Origin of the sequence: Rathayibacter sp. PhB179 (assembly GCF_004345345.1) — a bacterium.
Classification (GTDB): domain Bacteria; phylum Actinomycetota; class Actinomycetes; order Actinomycetales; family Microbacteriaceae; genus Rathayibacter; species Rathayibacter festucae.
This window is the reverse complement of sequence record NZ_SLVD01000006.1, coordinates 1-18,881: the sequence shown is the minus strand read 5'-3', so window position 1 is coordinate 18,881 and position 18,881 is coordinate 1. Positions and strand designations below refer to the sequence as shown.

The window sequence follows — 18,881 nt, the reverse complement described above, 5'->3', positions numbered from 1 at the left end:
CGCGCTACGACCCTTCCGGAGGAAGAGATGACCCCGCAGCTCGCGCTCGCCGTCGACGTCGGCGGCACCAAGATCGAGGCGGCGCTCGTGCGCGCCGACGGAGTGCTCGTGCCGGGCTCGCGCAGCCGGCGGCCGACCGGACCGGCGCTGACCCCGGCGGAGTTCGGCGCGGCCGTGGAGGGGTGCGTCGTGGAGGCGCTCGCCACTGCGGGGCCGGGTTCGGGCGGGTGCTCGGTCGTCGGCGCGGGGATCGGCTCCGCCGGCCCGCTCGACCTCGCCGAGGGGCGCATCCGGCCGAAGAACCTGCCGATGCTGCACGGGTTCGCCCTGCGCGCGGTGGTCGAGCGGCTGCTGCCCGGGCGGCCGGTCGCCCTGCGGCTCGACGGCACCTGCATCGCGCTCGCCGAGCACTGGGTCGGCGCCAACCGCGGCGCCGAGTCCTCGGTGAGCCTGGTGGTGTCGACGGGGGTCGGCGGCGGCGTCGTGCTCGACGGCCGCGCGATCGCGGGCCGCTCCGGGAACGCCGGGCACATCGGGCAGATCCACGTCGGCGACGCGGACCTGGAGGAGGGGAGCGACGGGACGCTGGAGAGCATCGCCTCCGGACCGAGCAGCGTCGCGTGGGCGCGGCGCCGCGGCTTCGCCGGGACGACCGGCGAGGACCTGGCGCGGGCGGCCGCGGCCGGCGACCCGGTGGCGCTCGCCGCGGTGGCGCGCTCGGCCGCGGCCGTCGGCACGGCGATCGCCGACGTGGCGACGCTGCTCGACGTCCGCGACTTCGCCGTCGGCGGCGGCTTCTCGGCGGTCACGGCGTCCTACCTCGACCTGGTGCGCGAGGCGGCCTGCGAGCGCGCGGTCTTCGACTACGCCCGCGGGCTGTCGATCCGCGCCTCCGGCCTCGGCGGCGCCGGCCCGCTGATCGGTGCGGCTGCCCTGGTGCACCTGCCGGGACTGCTGGCGCCGTCCGCGGACGCCGCCCGCTGACCACGGAGCCCGCGCGGCGGGGCCTGCGTGCTGACTGCGGAGCCCGCGCGGCGGGCACTCCATTCCTGAGCCCGCGCCGCGGGCACTGCAATCCTGACTACGGAGCCTGCGGTGCGGGCCCCTCATGCTGATCGAGTAGCCCGCGCAGCGGGCGTATCGAGCGGAGGGGGCGCCTTCGGCGCCAGCGCAGGGCGGGGAAGAGACCGACGTTCTTGGGGTGGGCGGGTCTCGATACTCCCCTTCGGGGCTACTCGACCAGCATGTCTGCGGGTGTCTCTTCCAAGTAGATCCACCGTCGTCAAAAGGAGGGTCTGCAGACTCCCCTGCTGGCGGGGGTGGGTCTCGATACGCCGGCCTCCGGCCGGCTACTCGACCAGCATGAACGCCCGCCCGACCGGTCGGCCCGCGCCGCGGTCCTTCCTGACTCCGGAGCCCGCGACGCGGGCGCTCCACTCCTGACCACGGAACCCGCGCCGCGGGCCTCCATGCTGATCGAGTAGCGCGCGAAGCGGGCGTATCGAGATCCACCGTCGTCAGGAGGATGGTCTGCAGACCCACCTGCTGACGGGGTGGGTCTCGATACCCCGGCCTTCGGCCGGCTACTCGACCAGCATGAATGCCCGCCCGACCGGTCGGCCCGCTCCGCAGTCCTAGGCGACCGCGGAGCGGGCCGCTCAGTTCAGGATCTCGCCGCGCGGGTCGTCGCGGAGCTCGGCGAGGCGCGTGCGCCAGGCCTGCAGCGCCTCCGGAGTCAGCCGCGTCCAGTCGTGCACCTCGCGGACGACGCGGAGCGGCTCGACGCTGCGGTACGAGCGCGTCGGATTCCCCGGGAACTTCTTGTCCGTGACGTTCGGGTCGTCCTCGAACGGCCCGGTCGGCTCCACCTCATAGACGCGCGGCTCCGCGTCGCCGGGCGCGAGCTCGGCCGCGAGCCCGGCGCCGTCCGGCAGTGCCGTGAAGTACACGTGGTTCATCACTATCTCGGGCCGGTAGTTCGAGCGCCGCCCCGCCACCAGCCGATCGCCGACCCGTAGATCCGCCTTCGTCCCGTGGAAGAACGGCCCGCTCTCGTCCGCAGCACTCATGCGCAGGACCCTACTCCCGGCCCCGGCCCCGGCCCCGGCCCCGGCCCCGACGCCGGCCCCGACGCCGGCCCCGACGCCGGCGATCCGTCACGGACGGCTCCCTCTTCGCGCGGGAGGCAGCCGTTCCTGACGGATCGACGCGCCCGCAGGGTCAGGGGAGCGTCAGCTCGCCCTGGTTGAGGACGCGGGGGTGGAAGTAGGCGCTCTGGATGGCGGCGTTCGTGTTGCTGCCGCGCAGCTGCTCCGACCAGATCATGAAATACGACCAGCGCGTCTGGCTCTGCAGCAGCGACGCGTCGGGCACCTTCCCCATCTCGGCTATCGCGATCGGCTTGGAGCCGGCGATCGACTGCAGCTGCTGGTAGTCGCCGGAGCTCGGGAAGCCCTTGTACCAGACGTCCAGCGACACGACGTCGACGTAGTTCGCGCCCGGGTAGTAGCCCGCCCAGCCGCCCGCGGGGTTGTCCTGCACGTTCCAGACCCAGATCAGGTTGGTCAGGCCCTGCGAGTCGAAGTAGTCGCGCATCTGCTGGTAGATCTTCGCGCCGCCGTTCGCACCGGAGCGGCCGCCCCACCAGTTCCAGGTCTCGTTCATCTCGTGGAACGGCCGGAACAGCACGGGCACGCCCGCGTCCTTCAGCTGCCGCAGGTACGGGACGACCTCGCTCATCCGCTGCTTCCAGGTCGTGTTGAGCGCCGTGCCGCCGGTGACGATCTGCTGGAACTGCGCGTCGCTGATGCGGCTCTTCACGCCGCCGTCGAACGCGCAGGTGCTCGGCCCGGTCGGCGGGCACGCGTGCCAGGCGAGGGTGACCAGCGAGCCGTTGGCCCACTCCGTCTTCGCCTGGTCGACGACGCGCTGGCGGTTCGCGGCGTCGGCGGCGGTGAAGAACAGATCGCCGCCCCACAGGCCCGGGTACTGCCCGGTGATGTCCTTCACCTGCTGCGTGTACTGCGCGGGGGAGCTCGCCGGCTCCTTGTTGTGCTGGCCCGAGACGATGCTCGTCCCGGTGATCGACTGCAGGTACTGCAGGACGGCGGCCTTCGACGTCGCCGGGAACGCCTGCGCCGCGTCGGGCGACGGCGTGACCAGCGGTGCGAGCAGCGCGGCCCCGAGCGCGGCGGCCAGGAGGGTGCGGCGCAGCGGGCTGCGGCGGGCGCGGGATGCGCGGGTGGTGACTCCTCGTCGAGTCATGGTGGTCCTCTCCGCGGGCCCTCGTCGGTGAGCGCCCGCACGGTCACCCTGAGCCCTCCGCGCGGCCTCGTCAACCCTTACATCGATTATTAATGATATCGCGTGAAGCCTCTACGCAAGAGTTGTCGTACTGGGCGGTCGAGTACGACAACTTTTGGAGGTGGGACGTCGGCGCCGGATCCGCGCGTCCGCCCGCCGCCCGCCGACGGCCCCCGCGCAGGCGCCGCTCGGTACTGTGGAACGGTTCCCCGCACCACCCGCCCCCGCCCGAAGGAGCCCCCATGCCCACCACTGTGAGCGGCGTCATCGCCCGGTCGAAGGGGGCTCCCGTCGAGCTCGTCGACATCGTCGTCCCCGATCCCGGACCCGGCGAGGCCGTCGTCGACATCGAGACCTGCGGTGTCTGCCACACCGACTACCACTACCGTGAGGGCGGGATCAGCGACGACTTCCCGTTCCTGCTCGGCCACGAGGCCGCGGGCCGGGTCAGCGCGATCGGCGAGGGCGTCACCCACGTCGCGGTCGGCGACTTCGTCGTGCTCAACTGGCGCGCCGTCTGCGGCGAGTGCCGTGCCTGCGTCCGCGCGGAGCCCTGGTACTGCTTCAACACCTTCAACGCGACGCAGAAGATGACCCTCACGGACGGCACCGAGCTCAGCCCGGCGCTGGGCATCGGCGCCTTCGCCGAGAAGACGCTCGTGCACGCCAAGCAGTGCACGAAGGTCGACCCGGCCGCCGACCCCGCCGCCGTCGGCCTGCTCGGCTGCGGCATCATGGCGGGCCTCGGCGCCGCGATGAACACCGGCAACGTCACCCGCGGCGACTCCGTGGCCGTCATCGGCTGCGGCGGAGTCGGGACCGCGGCCGTCGTCGGCGCGAAGCTGGCGGGCGCGAGCACGATCATCGCGATCGACCGCGACCCGAAGAAGCTCGTCAAGGCGGAGGAGCTCGGCGCCACCCACGCGATCGACTCCAGCGGACTCGACGAGGACGGCGTCGTCGCCGCCGTGCAGGCGCTGACCGACGGCTTCGGCGCCGACGTCGTGATCGACGCGGTCGGCCGCCCCGAGACCTGGCGCCAGGCGTTCTACGCCCGCGACCTCGCCGGCACCGTCGTGCTCGTCGGCGTTCCGACGCCCGAGATGACGCTCGAGATCCCGCTGCTCGACGTCTTCGGCCGCGGCGGCTCGCTGAAGTCGAGCTGGTACGGCGACTGCCTGCCCGAGCGCGACTTCCCGATGCTCACCGACCTGTACCTGCAGGGCCGGCTGCCGCTCGACGAGTTCGTGACCGAGCGGATCGGCATCCGCGACATCGAGCAGGCCTTCACCACGATGGCCGGCGGCGACGTGCTCCGCTCGGTGGTGGTGCTCTGATGGGCGCCCGCATCGACCACCTCGTCACCAGCGGCACCTTCGCCCTCGACGGCGGCACCTGGGACGTGGACAACAACGTCTGGATCGTCGGCGACGACACGGAGTGCGTCGTGATCGACGCGGCGCACGACGCGGAGGCGATCCTCGCGGCCGTCGGCGACCGCACGCTGCGCGCGGTGCTGCTCACGCACGCGCACACCGACCACATCGACGCGGTCGCCGCGCTGCTGGAGTCCGTCGACGTGCCGGTGCTGCTGCACGAGGGCGACCGCGTGCTCTGGGACGCGTTCTACCCCGACTCCGCGCCGAGCGGCGTGCTCGAGGACGGCCAGGTGATCAGCGTCGGCGGCACCGAGCTGGAGGTGCGGCACACGCCGGGGCACACGCCCGGCGCCGTCTGCTTCGTCGCCGCCGAGCTGGGCACGGTCTTCACCGGCGACACGCTGTTCCAGGGCGGACCCGGCGCGACCGGCCGCTCCTACAGCTCCTTCCCGACGATCATCGACTCGATCACCGACCGCCTGCTGACCCTGCCGGAGGACACGGTCGTCCGCACGGGGCACGGTCCGACGACCACGATCGGCACGGAGAAGCCCGACCGCGAGGCGTGGATCGCGCGCGGCCACTGATGCGGCGCTCGCGGCCGCATGCTGATCGAGCAGCCGGCGTCGCGGGTCCCTCTCATGCTGATCGAGTAGCCCGCGGAGCGGGCGTATCGAGATCCACCCTCCGAACGGCGTGGGTCTCGATACGCCGCGTTCCGCGGCTACTCGACCAGCATGGCTGAGCGCGGTCGCTCGCCTGCTGACCGAGCGGCCCTCCCATGCTGATCGAGTAGCCCGCGGAGCGGGCGTATCGAGATCCGACGCCGTCAGCAGGTGAGTCTGCAGACCCGCCCTGTTGAGAACGGTGGGTCTCGATACGCCGCGTTCCGCGGCTGCTCGACCAGCATGTGCTTCCGCGGTCAGCGGCGGGCCCGGCGGCGCAGGACGACGCCGAGCGCGGCGAAGGCGACGGCCATGACGAGGCCGCCGATCAGGAAGGGGGTGCTGCCGATCGCGGCGCCCCAGGCGGCGAGGGCCGCCCACAGCGCGGCGAGGACGAAGGCGGTCGGGGGAGTCATCGTCGTCCTCATCCGTCGATCCAACTCCCTCCGTCTTGGATTCGCGACGCCGGGCGCCATCGATCCGTCAGGAACGGCGGTGTCCGCGCGAGTCGGGCGACCGTTCGTGACGGGTCGGTGCGGCGTGGCGCGGCGGCGGGTCAGCCGACCGTGACCGGGGCGGCCGACGGGCGGCGCCCCTCCTTCATCCAGACGAAGAAGCCGAGCAGGGTGAAGGCGCCGTAGAAGACGTACATCAGGCCGGAGGCGTAGTAGCCGGCCGAGAAGAGCAGCGGGACGCCGACGATGTCGACGGCGACCCAGATCAGCCAGAACTCGACCCAGCCCTTGGCCATGCCGTAGGTGGCGAGCAGCGAGCCGACGAAGATCCAGGCGTCGCTCCAGACCGGCTCGTAGGAGCCGAGCGCGCGGAACACGGGGGTGAGGATCGCGGTGCCGCCGACCATGCCGAGCACCAGCAGCCCGCGCGTGCGCCAGGAGGCCCAGCGCGGCGAGATCAGCGTGGTCGCGTCGCTGGGGCGGTGCGTCCAGCGGTACCAGCCGTAGATGCTCACGATGATGAACATGATCTGGCGGCCGGCCTGGCCGAGCAGGTTCACCGGGTTCGGGGTGTCGAACAGCGCGCCCATGAAGACGGTGAAGAGCAGCGCGTTGCCGACGAGGCCGACGGGCCACGCCCAGACCTTGCGCCGCATGCCGCCGAGGGCGCTCAGCAGGCCGAAGACGTTTCCGATGACCTCGCGCCAGAGCACCGTCTGGTCGCCGATGACGATCTGCGCGTCGAACAGCCAGTCCACGATCTGCACGGGGAGCCTCCATCGGGCGTGTCGGAGCCCACCCGTGCAACCTCCGGCGGGGCACGGTCATTCCGCGTGGCGCCGATTCGACGGTCACCGGTCCGTTATGCAGGGGTCCCGTCCGTTGTGCAGGCGATCCGGCACGGGGAGCGCGTGCCGAGTGGGCCCTCCGCGGGTTCTGCGCGCGATCACCTGCAGATCGGACCGGGTCCCGCCCGCCGTGCGCGCTGTGGTCCGTTGTGCAGGTGATCTTGTACCGGGAGCGGCTGCCGGGCGGACGTCAGCGCGTTGTGGGCGCGTTCGCCTGCAGATCGGACCGGGTCCTGCCCGCCGTGCGCGCTGTGGTCCGTTGTGCAGGTGATCTTGTACCGGGAGCGGCTGCCGGGTGGACGTCAGCGCGTTGTGGGCGCGTTCGCCTGCAGATCGGACCTAGGGGCTGCTCGGGGTGGGTGGCGGTCCGTTGTGCAGGTGATCTTGTACCGGGAGCGGCTGCCGGGTGGACGTCAGCGCGTTGTGGGCGCGTTCGCCTGCAGATCGGACCTAGGGGCTGCTCGGGGTGGGTGGCGGTCCGTTGTGCAGGTGATCTTGTACCGGGAGCGGCTGCTGGGTGGACGTCAGCGCGTAGTCGGCAGGATCGCCTGCAGATCGGACGCGGGTCGGCAGGACCTCCGCGGGCTACGCGGCGACGAGCGAGTGCTCCGCCAGCAGCGCGACCGAGCGCAGGCGGGCCGGCGTCGCGAGCGAGGCGTGGGCGACGATGACCTCGTCGGCCTCCGCCGAGCGCGCGAACTCGGCCACGTAGTCCGCGACCTGCTCGCCGGTGCCGACTCCGGTGTAGTGGGTCATGCTCGCGACGTGCGCGCCGACGGGGGCGGTCAGCAGGTGGTCGAGCTCCTCCTCGGAGAACTGCTGGTCGACGGGGATCTGGCCGCTCTGGCGCAGGAGCATCATCAGGCGCGCGCGCTTCATCTGCGCGAACTGCTCCTGGGCGTCCTCCTCGCTGTCGGCGGCGATGGCGTTCACTCCGGCGATCACGTAGGGGGCGTCGAGCTGCTCCGAGGGGCGGAAGCCGCGGCGGTACTCGGCGACGGCCTGGTGCAGCGCATCCGGTGCGAAGTGCGAGGCGAAGGCGTACGGCAGGCCGAGGGCGGCGGCCAGCTGGGCGCCGAAGAGCGACGAGCCGAGGATGTAGAGGGGGACGCGGGTGCCGGCGCCGGGCGTCGCGCTGACGCCTGGGATGCGCGACTCGCCGGCGAGGAAGCCCTGCAGCTCGAGGACGTCCTGCGGGAAGCGCTCGGACGAGTCGTGCTCGCGGCGCAGGGCGCGGAAGGTGGCCTGGTCGCTGCCGGGGGCGCGGCCGAGGCCGAGGTCGATGCGGCCCGGGTGCAGGGTCTCGAGGGTGCCGAACTGCTCCGCGATGGTCAGCGGGGAGTGGTTGGGCAGCATGACGCCGCCGGAGCCGAGGCGGATGGTCGAGGTCTGCGAGGCGACGTGGGCGATCAGCACCGAGGTGGCGCTCGACGCGATCGAGGCCATGTTGTGGTGCTCGGCGTACCAGACCCGCCGGTACCCGCTCCGCTCGGCCTGCTGCGCCAGAGCGACGGAGGCGGCGAAGCTGTCGCGCGCGGTCTCTCCGGGGGCGATGGGGGCGAGGTCGAGGATCGAGAGGGGAACGGTCATGAGAGAGCCAACGCGGGCGGCGGCCTCCGTGTTCCCGCGGCGGCGGTATCGGGTGGTCGGTTGCCCGGGGAGTCGGCTCCGGCTCGTGGAACCGGCTCGGGCTCGCAGGATCAGCCGGTTCTGGCGTGCCGGAGGTGGTTTCGCGTGCCGGACGTGCCGGAGTGGCCGTCGGGCGACCTTCGGCTCGTGGTTTCGACTCGGGCTCGCGGGATCTGCGGTTTCGAGCGTGCCGGAGGTGGCTTCGCGTGCCGGACGTGCCGGGGTAGCCGTCGGGCGACCTTCGGCTCGTGGTTTCGACTCGGGCTCGCGGGATCTGCGGTTTCGAGCGTGCCGGAGGTGGTTTCGCGTGCCGGAGGTTCGGGTGTGGCCGGTGGGTCGACCTTCGGCTCGCGATTCCTGCTCCGGCTCTCGGGATCTGCAGGTTTCGGCGTGCCGCGGGTGGTTCCGCGTGCCGGAGGTGCGGAGGCGGCAGGGGCGGCGGCGCGGGGCTCGCGCAGAACATCAGCTGGGCGACGGTCTCATCTCCCATCAGCGATGAGTCCGGCTCTCGGCTGATGTCGTGCGGAGGACCGCGGCCGCACCCCCGCGCGGATCCGCCCGGTCAGCCCTCGATCGGCAGCAGGATGCCCTTCACCGTCTCGTCGGTGGCCAGGAACTCCTGCACGGCCGGGTCCTGGAAGGCGGCGACGAGCTTCTCGACGTTGGCGGTGTCCTTGTACTTCGAGCCGATGGTGAGCTGGCCGGCGAAGTCGTCGGGAGCCTGGGGCGCGAAGATCTGCTTCTCGATCGGGATGTCGGCGGCGAGGTAGTACTCGGTGTAGCCGACGGCCGCGTCGAGGTCGGGCAGGGCGCGGGACTGGGCGGCGAAGTCGAGCAGCGTGAACTGCAGGTTCTTCGGGTTCGAGGCGATGTCGTCCTGGGTCGCGGTGCCGGGCTCCGTGCCCTCCTTCAGCGTGATCAGGCCGGCCGACTGCAGCAGCCAGAGGCCCTGGGCCTCGTTCGCCGGGTCGGAGTAGAGCGAGATCGTGCCGCCGTCGGGGATCTCGGAGACGTCGCCGTACTTGTCGCTCCAGAGCCCGAAGCCCCAGCGGAAGACGGGGGTCGCCGCCTCCTCCTCGAAGTCGGGGTTGGCCTCGAGCACCTGGCCGAGCCAGAGCTCGTGCTGGTAGACCGTCGCGGCCACCTCGCCCTCGCTGACGGCGCGGTTGATCGTGTTGCTGTCCGAGAGGCCCTTGAAGGCGACCGTGATGCCGTAGCGCGGCGCCACCTCCTCCGCCACGAAGTCCACCAGGGCCTGCTCCGAGGCGTTGCCCTCGGCCGTCGCGACGTAGAGGGTCGCGCCCTCCTGCTCGTTCGCCGACACGGCGGGCGACAGCAGCGGCACGGCGACGACCGCGCCGACGCCGACCACGACGACGGCGGCACCGGCGATCCAGGGCCAGCGGCGCTTCTTCTTCAGCTCGAAGCCGAGGTCCTCGACGCCGGACTTCGCAGGGCCGGACTTCGCAGGGCCGGACTTCTCGGTGCCGGAATTCTCGGAGCGGGGGTTCTCAGGGCCGTGGTTCTCAGTGGACATGGCAGTGCCTTTCGAGCGGTCGCGGCCGGGCGGCGGCGCGCGGGAGGGACGCCCGGGCGGAGGGCCCGGGGCGGGATCAGGGGAGCTGCGGCTAGACCGTGACGGCGACGCGCGGGGTGCGCCGGGACCGGGAGGCGCTCGGCGTGGTCGCGCGGACCAGGGCATCGCCGGTGAGCTGCACGACGGCGACGGTCGCGACGAGGATGACGATGGTCGCGAGCATCACGGTGGTGTCGAAGCGCTGGTAGCCGTAGGTGACGGCGACGTAGCCGATGCCGCCCGCGCCGATCGTGCCGGCGATGGCGGAGTACTCGATCATCGCGATGGTGTTGATCGTCAGGCCGCCGAGGATCTGCGGCACCGCCTCGCTGAGCTGCGCCGAGCGGATCACCTGCAGCCGCGACGCTCCGGAGGCGCGGGCCACCCGGGTCAGCGCGAGCGGCACGCTGCGCAGCGCGTTCTCGACGATGCGGGTGAAGAAGGCGATGCCGGCGATCGACATCGGCACGACGGCGGCCGCGATGCCGATGTTGGTGCCGGTGATCAGCCGGGTGAACGGCATGATCGAGGCCATCAGGATGAGGAACGGCAGCGACCGGCCGATGCTGATGATCCAGCTGAGGCTCTGGTGCGCGGCGCGGTTCTCGAACAGGCCGCCCGGAGCGAGGTTGTGCACGGCGGCGCCGAGCGGGACGCCGACGAGCACGACGATCAGCATCACGATGCCGACCATGATCAGCGTCTCGCCGAGCGCGGGGAGCACGAGCGCGGGGATGTCGGCGAGCGGGACCTTGTTGTCGAGGCGCAGGGCGCCGAGGGCGTGCACAGTGTCGAGGTGCAGCGGGCCGAGGGCCGCCGAGGAGATCAGCGCGCTCATGCCGCCGCCTCCTCGACGAGGGCGTCCGACCGGACCGCGCCCCGCCGCACCGACAGTCCGAGAGCGTCGGCGGCGTGCGCGAGCCGGCGCTCCTCGACCGGCCCGAGGCCGATCGTCGCGTGGCCGACGGCGCGTCCGTCGACCGTCTCGATGGCCGCGCCGAGCAGCGCGACCGGACCGACCGCGTCGGACAGCCGCGTCACCCAGTCGGCCGGCACTCCGTCGCGGGCGTAGCCGACGACCCACTCGTCGAGCCCCGCGCCCGGCAGCACCGACGGGCGCACCGGGTTGAGCGCGAGGCCGAGCGGCGAGGACGCGTCGCGCAGCAGGTCGACGAGGCGTCCCGACTCCACGATGCGTCCGTGATCGAGGCGCGCGACGGAGTCGGCGACCTGGCGGACCGTCTCCATCTCGTGCGTGATGAAGAGGATCGACAGGCCGAGGTCGTCGCGCAGCTCCTTGAGGAGCGTGGTGATCGCGGTGGTCGACGCGGGATCGAGTCCGGAGGTCGCCTCGTCGGAGAGCAGGACGGAGGGGCGCAGGGCGAGGGCGCGGGCGATGCCGACCCGCTGGCGCTGGCCGCCGGAGAGCTGGTGCGGGTAGTACCGGGCGCGGTCGCCGAGGCCGACGCGCTCCAGCAGCTCGGCGACGCGGCGCTTCGTCTCGGCTGCGGTGACGCCCAGGTATTCGAGCGGGAGGGCGACGTTCTGCTCCGCGGTCCGGCGGCTGAAGAGGCCGTCGGACTGGAAGACGGTGCCGATGCGGCGGCGGGCGACCCGCAGCTCCGCCTCGGACAGCTGGGAGAGCGGGTCGCCGTTGACGACGACGGAGCCGGAGGTCGGCCGCTCGAGCAGGTTGACGCAGGCGGCGAGCGTGCTCTTGCCGGCGCCGCTCGGCCCGACGACGGCGAAGATCTCGCCGGTGCCGACCGAGAAGTCGAGGCGGTCGAGCACGGTCACGGCGTCGGCGCCCTGCCCGTAGACCTTGGTGAGCTGCTCGAGGCGGATCATGGCGTCGGTCCTTCCGGGAGGGTGCGCGGGCGCGCCGGAGAGCGCCCGGTGCGGGGTGGGAGAGGGGGCGCGGGGTGCTCGGTGGCGGCGTCCGCGTCGGTGTGCTGATGATGATGGCGCGGTGCGGCGGGCGGGCGCGACGGCGGCCGACGCTCGCCGTAACAGAAGGCGCTCGCGGCGCCGGATCGGCGCTGATCCGCGGCTCTTCGCCGACGGGTGTCGGCGAACGAGGGGGCGGAGCGGGGCGGACTCGCGCACAACATCAGCTGAGAGCGGGTCTCATCGCTGCTCGGCGATGAGCGGGTCTCTCAGCTGATGGTGTGCGCGATGCGTCGGCCGGTGGGCGGTGGGCGGTCGCACCGCTGTGATGGCGGCGAGAGTCGCGCACAACATCAGCTGAGAAGGGGAGGCCTCCTCTGTGGGGCGAGGCCCACCCGTCTCAGCTGATGTTGTGCGGCGGCGGCGAGTGGACGGGCTCGCCGATGGCGCCGTCAGCGCAGTGCGTCGAGGACGGCCCGCTCGTCCCGAGGCTCCAGGCCGGACCGGCGGGGCCGGTCCAGTCCGCGGGCGCGCTCGTCGTCGAGGACGCGGCGCAGGGTCTCCACGGGCGGGCGGTGGTGGCCGCCGGCGCGGAGGTACGAGGCGGTGCTGCGCCGGCTGAAGCCGACCGCCGCGGCGGGCAGCCACAGCGGGAGCGAGCGCGGGCCGGCCCAGTAGCCGACGCCGTGCGCGAGCAGGGTCTCGTCGTCGGCGGGCACGACGTCGCCGCGGAAGGCGGCGAGCTCGGCGGCGGTCGCGAGGAGGTCGGACAGGGGCGCGGCCGGGCCGAGGGCGTCGACGGCTCCGGTCACTCCCGCCGAGCCCGCTTCGTGCAGCCAGTCGGCGAGGTCGTCGACGTCGATCGCCTGCGCGAAACGGCCGTCGGTCTCGGGCGCCAGGACCGTCCCTCCCCGGGCGAAGCGCGCAGGCCAGTAGCCGAGCCGGTCGCTCGGGTCGCCGGGCCCGGCGATCAGGCCGGGGCGCGCGATCAGCAGCCGGCCGCCGAGGGCGTCGGCGGCGGCGCGCTCGGCCAGGACCTTCGCGTCCGCGTACTGCTCCGAGTCCGCCGGCTCGACCAGGGCGGCGGACTCGTCGGCGTCGGGCTGCTGCACGTCGGCGTAGACCGACACGGAGGAGACGAGTGTCCAGTGCGCGGCGGCCGGCGCGAGGCGGTCGAGGGCCGGCCCGACGAGCTCGGGTGCGTGCGCGAGCTCGACGACCTCGTCCCACTCGCCGCGCAGGCCGTCGTAGGCGCCCGGATCGCGCCGGTCGACGCGCAGATGCCGCGCTCCGTCCGGAACCGCCCCCGCCTCACCACGGGCCACGCAGGTGACCTCGTCCCCCGCCGCGACCGCCCGCTCCGCGAGACGGCGCCCCAGCCACCCGCTGCCACCGAGGATCAGGACTCTGCGCATGCCCCCACTGAACCGGATCACCGCTCCGCTCCGTAGCCGTGTCCGCCGGCAGCGGAACGGTTCAGCACACGAGCAGCGCGAACGTCATCCCTCTGCCTCCCCGTTCATCCAGCAGCGCGACGTTCTGCGCCAGATGAGCCGGTACCTTTCTCCCGTCGTCAGGATTCTCTCCCGAGAGCGCCGATCCGAGGTGCGAAGTCGTGCCATCGAATTCAGCGCCACTTGATGCCGTTGACAAGCGGGGGTAGATTCCATGACCAAGCCGCAGAAGTATCGCGACGTGGCGAAGTTCCTCCGCTCGCAGGGCTGGGAACGGCTCCGCGATGCGAAGGGGTCCCACGAATGGTGGGGAGACCCGGACGGGAAGGGCCGGATCAGCATTCCAGCGCACGGCGAGGTGTCGGCGGGAGTGGTCCGGCAGATCGTCGCCGTCTTCCCCGCGACGCCGCCGAGCTGGCGATGACACGAGAACGAGGAGGTCGGTCGGCATGACCGAGGAGACGATCGCTGCCCACGCACACCGGGAGGGCCGCTGGTGGGTGTTCACGATCCCCGCGCTGACGAGCGCCGGTCCGACCGGAGCGGAGATCGTCGCGATGGGACAGTCGCGCTCACTCAAGGATCTCGACGAGGACGTGCGCGACGTCGCCGCGCTCTGGCTGGATCTCGAGAGCTGGGACGGCGGGGTCGACGTCGTGATCGAACTGCCGGCCGAGGTGTCCGTGCTGCTCTCCGAGGCCGAGTCGGCGGAGCGCGAAGGGCGGGCGTCGATGGCCCGCAGCGCACGCCTCCGCCGGGAGGCCGCCCGGTCCCTGCTCGCCGATCACCGGCTGACGCAAGCGGAGGCGGCACGAGTGCTCCAGATCACCCCGCAGCGGATGAGCCAGCTCGTAGCGCCGCGGAAGACGTCGGACGAGTCCAGACGCTGAAGGCACCTCTGCCGCGGCGACGCTCAGCGCGCGAGGAGCTCGCCGTGGGGCATCGAGAGCCAGCCGTCCTCGTCGGCGGCCCAGGCGCGCCAGGCGTCGCTGATCGCCTCGAGCTCGGCCTGGGTGGCGAAGCCGCGCTCGAGGGCGGTGGTGGCGAAGGAGGAGGAGACCGCGCGGTCCGCCCACATCCCGCCCCACCAGGCGCGGTCCTCGGCGTTCTCGAAGACCCAGAGCGACGCGGTGACCTCGACGCTCTCGAAGCCGGCCTCCCGTGCCCACGCCTTCAGCCGCCGGCCCGCGTCGGGCTCGCCCGCGGAGGCGCGGTGCACCCGCTGGTAGAGCGCGGCCCAGGCCTGCAGGCCCTCCGTGAAGGGGTGGATCAGCACGCCGGCGTAGTCGACGTCGCGGGCGGCGACGAGGCGGCCGACCCGACCCCACTCGCGCAGCGCGTCGACCGGGCGGGTGAGGTGCTGCAGGATCTGGTGCGCGTGCACGACGTCGAAGGAGTCGTCGGCGAACGGCAGCGCGTAGGCGTCCGCGACCGCGAACTCCGCGGAGGAGTCGAGGGACGCGGCCTGCGCGATCACCTCGGCGGAGGCGTCCACCCCGAGCACCCGGCCGGGAGCGACCCGCTCGGCGAGGTCGACGGTGATCGTCCCGGGGCCGCAGCCCACGTCGAGGATCGAGACGCCGGGCGCGAGGTGCGGCAGCAGGTATCCCGCGGAGTTCTCGACGGTGCGCCAGCGGTGCGAGCGCAGCACGCTCTCGTGGTGGCCGTGCGCGTAGCGGCCGGTCGCGTCGGCGGGTGCGTCGGGCGTGCGGGTCTCGGAGTCCATGCCCGCCATTGTGGCGTGCGCCTCTCCGTCGACGCGCCGGACGCTCCTGCTGGCGGAGGCGAGCAGCGACGCGAGCACGATGACCGCCGCGCAGCCGAGCAGGACGGCCCGCGTGCCGACGAGGTCGGCGAGCGGCCCGACGAGCGCCTCGCCGAGCGGCACGGCGAGGAACGAGCCGACCATGTCGTACGAGTAGACGCGGGCGAGTGCCTCGCGCGGCACGTGGGTCTGCAGCGACTGGTCCCAGGCGATGGCGAACACCTCGAGCGCGACGCCGCCGAGCGCGAAGGCGACGATCAGGGCGGGGAGCGCGGGGACGAGTCCGAGGGCCGCGACCGGGACGGCCGTGACCGCCATCAGCGCGACGCCGATCGCCAGCGCCCGCCGCGGCCGCCAGCGCAGCGCGATGACGGCGCCGATCGCGAGGCCGACGGTCTGCGCGGCGACGACCAGGCCCCAGGCCGCTCGGCCGAAGGTTTCATCGGCGATCACCGGCCCGAGGACGGTGGTGGCGCCGACGAACGCGGCGTTCAGCACCGTGAACTGGGCCACGACGATCCAGACCCAGCGCCGGCCGGAGAACTCCCGCCAGCCCTCGCGGAGGTCGCCGAGCACGGAGCCCGGGGCGCCGGCCCGGGTCGCCGCGGGCAGGCGCAGTCCGGAGTAGAGGAGCGCGGCGAGCGCGAAGCCGGCCGCGTCGATCGCGAGGCCCCAGCCCGGGCCGACCAGGGCCACGACGCCGGCTCCGCCCGACGCGCCCGCGATCGTCCCGGCGTTCAGGCCCAGGCGGAGCAGCGCGTTCGCCGGCCGCAGCTCGGCCGCGGGGACGGTCTCCGGGACCAGGGCCGACGCGGCGGGCAGGCTCATCGCCGCGACGGCGCCGTTCAGCACGCCGAGCACGACGAGGGCGGAGATGCTCGCGGTCCCGGTGATGACCAGGGCGGCGACGACCGCCTGCGTGCCGGCGGCGGCGAGGGAGGTGCCGACCAGGATCACGGAGCGCGGCAGCCGGTCGGCGAGGACGCCGCCGAGCAGCAGCACGGCGACGTTGGCGAGCGAGCGCGCGGCGACGACCAGGCCGAGGTCGGTCGCCGAGCCGGTCAGGTCGAGGACGGCGAAGGCCAGGGCGATCGGCGCGACGGCGTTGCCGAGCACGGCGGTCGTCCGGGCGGCGAGCAGTCGGCGGAACGGGCGGTGCGCGAGAGGGCCGCGCGGCCGGGCCGCGGGCGGGGGGCTCGCAGGCGGGCTCCCGGGCGCGCTCACGCGCGGCCTGCTCACGGCCGCCGCAGCGGGAACAGCGCGGTCGTCATCGACACCGGCACCGTGCCCGGGCTCCGGGGCGGCCGGGCCGCCGCGTGCAGCAGCGCCGACGCCTCGCCGACGTGGCGGACGACCCGCCGCCAGGTCTCCGGGTCGACCCAGAGCTCGGCGTCCGTCGAGAGCTGCGGTCCGTCGGCGCGGGCCGCGGATCGGCGCCGCAGCTCCTCGATCAGCGCCTCCAGGTACAGCTGCCGGTCCTCCGCCGGCCCGGCCTCGACGGTCGCGGTCACGTCGAACGGCCGCCCGGAGGACTCGTGCCGGTAGCGCTTCGCCTCACCGCCGCGCAGCCGCACCGTCTCGACCACCCGCACCAGCCCGGCCCGCTCGAGGACCCGGAAGTGGTAGCTCGCGGTCGCCTGCGAGAGGCCCAGCTCGCGCGCGGCCTCGGCGGCGCTCGCCGCGGCGCCGGTCACCAGGGACAGCAGCCGGAGCCGGATCGGGTGGGCGGTGGCGCGCAGCTCCTCGAGAGTGGACATGCGGCCATCGTCACGCCCGGCCCCGCGAACCGTCAAACGGGTCTTTGGGGGTCGCCGTGCCCCGCGGAGCCGGAGAGGGCTACTGCGAGAGCTCCCGGTCGAGCCGGTCGAGGAGCACCTCGAGCGAGATCTCGAACTCCTCGTCGCTGTGGTCCTCGCTGAGCAGGCCGCGCAGCCGCCGGACCTCGGGCGCGACGTCGAGGGAGACGTTCCCGTCGCCCTGCGGGATCGTCGCGTCGCCCTCGTCGAGCGGGAGGTCGGTCGGCGAGGTCTCGGCGCCCTGCACCACGGCCTGCAGCAGCAGCTGGCCGAGCAGGAAGCTGCTGAACGAGCGGTAGGCGCCGACGGCCTGCGCGTCGGTGAGCCCGCTGCCGGTGAGCGAGCGGAGGAAGGTGTTCACGGCCTCGATGCTGCGCAGCGGCGGGCGGAGCCAGGGCGCCGCTGGGTGCCGGGTCGCGACCAGCGGGAAGGCCCTCGGGTGGTCGGTCGCGATGCGCCGGACCTCGTGGGCGGCCGTCTGCAGGAACTCCTGCCAGTGCCGGCTCTCGGCCTCGTCCAGCCGCACGGTGAGCTCGCGCATCAGCAGCGCGATGACGCCCTCGAGGAGGTCCTCCTTGCCGTGCACGTAGCGGTAGAGCGACATCGCCTCGACGCCCAGCTCCTGCGCGAGGGTGCGCATGGAGAGCGCCTCGGGGCCGGTGCGGTCGATCATCGCGAGCGCGGTCTCCACGATGAGGTCCCGGCTGAGCTTGCGGGCGGGGGAGCCGCTCCGCTTCGGCTTCTCGCTGTCGGTCATGCACCGCGCCTTCCTGCAGTGCTCGCCCGGATACCAGGTGCGGTGCCGGAAAGGCAAGCACCTCCACCGTAACGCGACTTACACCGTAAGCTCGCCGCAGGCTTACGCTGTAAGTGTGCCGCTGTCCGATCCGCTTCCCGCGCGGATCCCGCGCCGGTCCGCCTCCCCGAGGAGCGCGCACCACCCCGCAGAACCCGCTGCGCCGGTGGCCGCGCCCCGTTTCGCCTCCGCCCCGCACCAGCGACCCCGCGGCACCGTCCCGGGAGAGAAGAGAGAGCACCATGATCGACAGCAGCAGCATCGACAGCCTGATCGGCGCCGACGTGCACGGCAGCGACGACGCCAAGATCGGCACCGTCGGCCAGGTCTACGTCGAGGACAGCACGCAGACCCCGACCTGGGTCACCGTCCGCACCGGCCTGTTCGGCTCCTCGGAGTCGTTCGCGCCCCTCGCGGACGCGAGCTACGAGGGCGGCGTCCTCCGCGTCGGCTACGAGAAGGCCTTCGTCAAGGACGCCCCGCGCATCGAGGACGACGGACAGCTCTCCGCCGACGAGGAGCAGGCCCTCTACTCCTACTACGGGCTCGGCGGCACCGACGCGGCGCCGACCGAGGCGCCCCTCTACGACCAGGACGCCGACCGAGGTGCCGGCACGGACAGCGGCGTCGACCGCACTGCCGACAGCGCCGCCGACCGCGACCGCGGCACCGAAGGCCACGACACCTCGGGCCCGACGACCGACGACGCGATGACCCGCTCCGAGGAGCGCCTGCGCGTCGGCACCGAGCGGGTCGAGGCCGGCCGCGCCCGCCTGCGCAAGCACATCGTCACCGAGCAGGTCTCGAAGACGGTCCCGGTCAGCCACGACGAGGTCACCCTCACCCGTGAGCCGATCACCGAGGCGAACGCCGGCGACGCGCTCGCCGGTCCCGACCTCAGCGAGGAGGAGCACGAGGTGATCCTCACCGAGGAGCGCGTCGTCACCGCGAAGGAGACGGTCCCCGTCGAGCGCGTGTCGCTCGGCACCGAGACCGTGACCGAGCAGCGCACCGTCGACGCCGACGTCTCGCACGAGGAGATCGAGCTCGTCCAGCCCGAGGCCGTCCGCACCGGCACCCGCACCTCCGCCGAGGAGACCGTCGCCGACCGCGACGCGCGCTCCTAGCGATCCCCGCGGCGGCCGGTGAGCAGCACCGCCCACCGGCCGCCGCACCCGCTCCACTCCGCACGACCTCCTGCACCACCCACCCGTCCTGCTCCGGACCGTGCCCGAAAGGCTCCCCCATGGATCTCCCCGCCGCTCTGCAGAACGGACTGGCCGCGGTCATCGCGTTCGTCCCGCTCGCGCTGCTGTTCCTGCTCATCC

At 73.2% G+C, this 18,881-nt stretch carries 18 protein-coding genes and 1 pseudogene; 6 read left to right on the top strand and 13 right to left on the bottom strand.

Annotation, left to right across the window (positions count from 1 at the left end; translation table 11 throughout):
• Positions 1-27 precede the first annotated feature (27 nt).
• Positions 28-984 carry an ROK family protein gene (locus EDF43_RS13040; protein WP_132437277.1) on the top strand — a complete coding sequence of 319 codons (957 nt, stop codon included), beginning with the start codon at positions 28-30 and terminating at the stop codon, positions 982-984.
• Positions 985-1,658: 674 nt separating this feature from the next.
• Here the strand turns inward: EDF43_RS13040 and arr are convergent.
• Positions 1,659-2,069 carry an NAD(+)--rifampin ADP-ribosyltransferase gene (arr, locus tag EDF43_RS13035; RefSeq protein WP_132437276.1) on the bottom strand — a complete coding sequence of 137 codons (411 nt, stop codon included), beginning with the start codon at positions 2,067-2,069 and terminating at the stop codon, positions 1,659-1,661.
• A 151-nt stretch (positions 2,070-2,220) separates the two neighbouring features.
• Positions 2,221-3,264, bottom strand: coding sequence for a glycosyl hydrolase (locus EDF43_RS13025; RefSeq protein ID WP_132437275.1), 1,044 nt, complete (start codon positions 3,262-3,264; stop codon positions 2,221-2,223).
• Positions 3,265-3,545: 281 nt separating this feature from the next.
• Between EDF43_RS13025 and EDF43_RS13020 the strand changes: the two genes are divergently transcribed.
• A complete protein-coding gene (locus EDF43_RS13020) occupies positions 3,546-4,640 on the top strand; it encodes an S-(hydroxymethyl)mycothiol dehydrogenase (protein ID WP_123731488.1) in 1,095 nt (364 codons plus the stop codon).
• Complete coding sequence (locus EDF43_RS13015) at positions 4,640-5,269, top strand: MBL fold metallo-hydrolase (protein WP_132437274.1); 630 nt, start codon at positions 4,640-4,642, stop codon at positions 5,267-5,269. The genes EDF43_RS13020 and EDF43_RS13015 overlap by 1 nt, the downstream gene beginning before the upstream one ends.
• Before the next feature lie 335 nt (positions 5,270-5,604).
• Here the strand turns inward: EDF43_RS13015 and EDF43_RS21865 are convergent, their stop codons facing one another.
• The 7 genes from EDF43_RS21865 to EDF43_RS12985 form a co-directional block, all read right to left on the bottom strand.
• Positions 5,605-5,763 (bottom strand): hypothetical protein, encoded by a 159-nt coding sequence (locus tag EDF43_RS21865; RefSeq protein WP_165909111.1) that lies wholly within the window; start codon positions 5,761-5,763, stop codon positions 5,605-5,607.
• A 140-nt stretch (positions 5,764-5,903) separates the two neighbouring features.
• Positions 5,904-6,569 carry a nicotinamide riboside transporter PnuC gene (pnuC, locus tag EDF43_RS13010; RefSeq protein WP_127887959.1) on the bottom strand — a complete coding sequence of 222 codons (666 nt, stop codon included), beginning with the start codon at positions 6,567-6,569 and terminating at the stop codon, positions 5,904-5,906.
• Positions 6,570-7,235: 666 nt separating this feature from the next.
• Positions 7,236-8,240 (bottom strand): LLM class flavin-dependent oxidoreductase, encoded by a 1,005-nt coding sequence (locus tag EDF43_RS13005; protein ID WP_123736107.1) that lies wholly within the window; start codon positions 8,238-8,240, stop codon positions 7,236-7,238.
• Positions 8,241-8,841: 601 nt separating this feature from the next.
• The gene (locus EDF43_RS13000; protein WP_132437273.1) at positions 8,842-9,816 is read right to left on the bottom strand and encodes a MetQ/NlpA family ABC transporter substrate-binding protein; all 975 of its coding nucleotides are present in this window, start codon (positions 9,814-9,816) and stop codon (positions 8,842-8,844) included.
• A 91-nt stretch (positions 9,817-9,907) separates the two neighbouring features.
• Positions 9,908-10,693, bottom strand: a complete 786-nt coding sequence (locus EDF43_RS12995; protein ID WP_132437272.1) for a methionine ABC transporter permease — start codon at positions 10,691-10,693, stop codon at positions 9,908-9,910.
• A complete protein-coding gene (locus EDF43_RS12990) occupies positions 10,690-11,703 on the bottom strand; it encodes an ATP-binding cassette domain-containing protein (protein WP_132437271.1) in 1,014 nt (337 codons plus the stop codon). The genes EDF43_RS12995 and EDF43_RS12990 overlap by 4 nt, the downstream gene beginning before the upstream one ends.
• Positions 11,704-12,194: 491 nt before the next feature.
• A complete protein-coding gene (locus EDF43_RS12985) occupies positions 12,195-13,157 on the bottom strand; it encodes an NAD-dependent epimerase/dehydratase family protein (RefSeq protein WP_132437270.1) in 963 nt (320 codons plus the stop codon).
• Between the two features lie 253 nt (positions 13,158-13,410).
• Between EDF43_RS12985 and EDF43_RS12980 the strand changes: the two genes are divergently transcribed.
• Together EDF43_RS12980 and EDF43_RS12975 are read left to right on the top strand one after the other, a co-directional pair.
• A complete protein-coding gene (locus EDF43_RS12980) occupies positions 13,411-13,620 on the top strand; it encodes a type II toxin-antitoxin system HicA family toxin (RefSeq protein WP_123736102.1) in 210 nt (69 codons plus the stop codon).
• A 25-nt stretch (positions 13,621-13,645) separates the two neighbouring features.
• Positions 13,646-14,086 (top strand): hypothetical protein, encoded by a 441-nt coding sequence (locus EDF43_RS12975; protein ID WP_132437269.1) that lies wholly within the window; start codon positions 13,646-13,648, stop codon positions 14,084-14,086.
• 23 nt (positions 14,087-14,109) lie between these two features.
• Here the strand turns inward: EDF43_RS12975 and EDF43_RS21860 are convergent, their stop codons facing one another.
• The 4 genes and pseudogenes from EDF43_RS21860 to EDF43_RS12960 all read right to left on the bottom strand — a co-directional run bounded on the left by EDF43_RS21860 (position 14,110) and on the right by EDF43_RS12960 (position 17,514).
• Positions 14,110-14,922, bottom strand: coding sequence for a methyltransferase domain-containing protein (locus EDF43_RS21860; RefSeq protein ID WP_165909128.1), 813 nt, complete (start codon positions 14,920-14,922; stop codon positions 14,110-14,112).
• A gap of 18 nt (positions 14,923-14,940) precedes the next feature.
• Positions 14,941-16,185, bottom strand: a pseudogene (locus tag EDF43_RS21855) (MFS transporter); the annotation flags it as partial.
• Between the two features lie 11 nt (positions 16,186-16,196).
• Positions 16,197-16,718 carry a helix-turn-helix domain-containing protein gene (locus tag EDF43_RS12965; protein WP_132437267.1) on the bottom strand — a complete coding sequence of 174 codons (522 nt, stop codon included), beginning with the start codon at positions 16,716-16,718 and terminating at the stop codon, positions 16,197-16,199.
• Between the two features lie 79 nt (positions 16,719-16,797).
• Complete coding sequence (locus EDF43_RS12960) at positions 16,798-17,514, bottom strand: TetR/AcrR family transcriptional regulator C-terminal domain-containing protein (RefSeq protein ID WP_123706181.1); 717 nt, start codon at positions 17,512-17,514, stop codon at positions 16,798-16,800.
• 281 nt (positions 17,515-17,795) lie between these two features.
• Between EDF43_RS12960 and EDF43_RS12955 the strand changes: the two genes are divergently transcribed.
• Positions 17,796-18,680 carry a PRC and DUF2382 domain-containing protein gene (locus EDF43_RS12955; protein WP_132437266.1) on the top strand — a complete coding sequence of 295 codons (885 nt, stop codon included), beginning with the start codon at positions 17,796-17,798 and terminating at the stop codon, positions 18,678-18,680.
• Positions 18,681-18,881 lie beyond the last annotated feature (201 nt).

Coding starts and splice junctions, on each gene's coding strand:
- EDF43_RS13015 (WP_132437274.1), top strand. CDS start 4,640: ATGGGCGCCCGCATCGACCACCTCGTCACCAGCGGCACCTTCGCCCTC.
- EDF43_RS13025 (WP_132437275.1), bottom strand. CDS start 3,264: ATGACTCGACGAGGAGTCACCACCCGCGCATCCCGCGCCCGCCGCAGC.
- EDF43_RS12955 (WP_132437266.1), top strand. CDS start 17,796: ATGATCGACAGCAGCAGCATCGACAGCCTGATCGGCGCCGACGTGCAC.
- EDF43_RS12965 (WP_132437267.1), bottom strand. CDS start 16,718: ATGTCCACTCTCGAGGAGCTGCGCGCCACCGCCCACCCGATCCGGCTC.
- EDF43_RS12985 (WP_132437270.1), bottom strand. CDS start 13,157: ATGCGCAGAGTCCTGATCCTCGGTGGCAGCGGGTGGCTGGGGCGCCGT.
- EDF43_RS12995 (WP_132437272.1), bottom strand. CDS start 10,693: ATGAGCGCGCTGATCTCCTCGGCGGCCCTCGGCCCGCTGCACCTCGAC.
- EDF43_RS12960 (WP_123706181.1), bottom strand. CDS start 17,514: ATGACCGACAGCGAGAAGCCGAAGCGGAGCGGCTCCCCCGCCCGCAAG.
- EDF43_RS12980 (WP_123736102.1), top strand. CDS start 13,411: ATGACCAAGCCGCAGAAGTATCGCGACGTGGCGAAGTTCCTCCGCTCG.
- EDF43_RS21865 (WP_165909111.1), bottom strand. CDS start 5,763: ATGACTCCCCCGACCGCCTTCGTCCTCGCCGCGCTGTGGGCGGCCCTC.
- EDF43_RS13005 (WP_123736107.1), bottom strand. CDS start 8,240: ATGACCGTTCCCCTCTCGATCCTCGACCTCGCCCCCATCGCCCCCGGA.
- EDF43_RS13040 (WP_132437277.1), top strand. CDS start 28: ATGACCCCGCAGCTCGCGCTCGCCGTCGACGTCGGCGGCACCAAGATC.
- EDF43_RS13020 (WP_123731488.1), top strand. CDS start 3,546: ATGCCCACCACTGTGAGCGGCGTCATCGCCCGGTCGAAGGGGGCTCCC.
- EDF43_RS21860 (WP_165909128.1), bottom strand. CDS start 14,922: ATGGACTCCGAGACCCGCACGCCCGACGCACCCGCCGACGCGACCGGC.
- arr (WP_132437276.1), bottom strand. CDS start 2,069: ATGAGTGCTGCGGACGAGAGCGGGCCGTTCTTCCACGGGACGAAGGCG.
- EDF43_RS13000 (WP_132437273.1), bottom strand. CDS start 9,816: ATGTCCACTGAGAACCACGGCCCTGAGAACCCCCGCTCCGAGAATTCC.
- EDF43_RS12975 (WP_132437269.1), top strand. CDS start 13,646: ATGACCGAGGAGACGATCGCTGCCCACGCACACCGGGAGGGCCGCTGG.
- EDF43_RS12990 (WP_132437271.1), bottom strand. CDS start 11,703: ATGATCCGCCTCGAGCAGCTCACCAAGGTCTACGGGCAGGGCGCCGAC.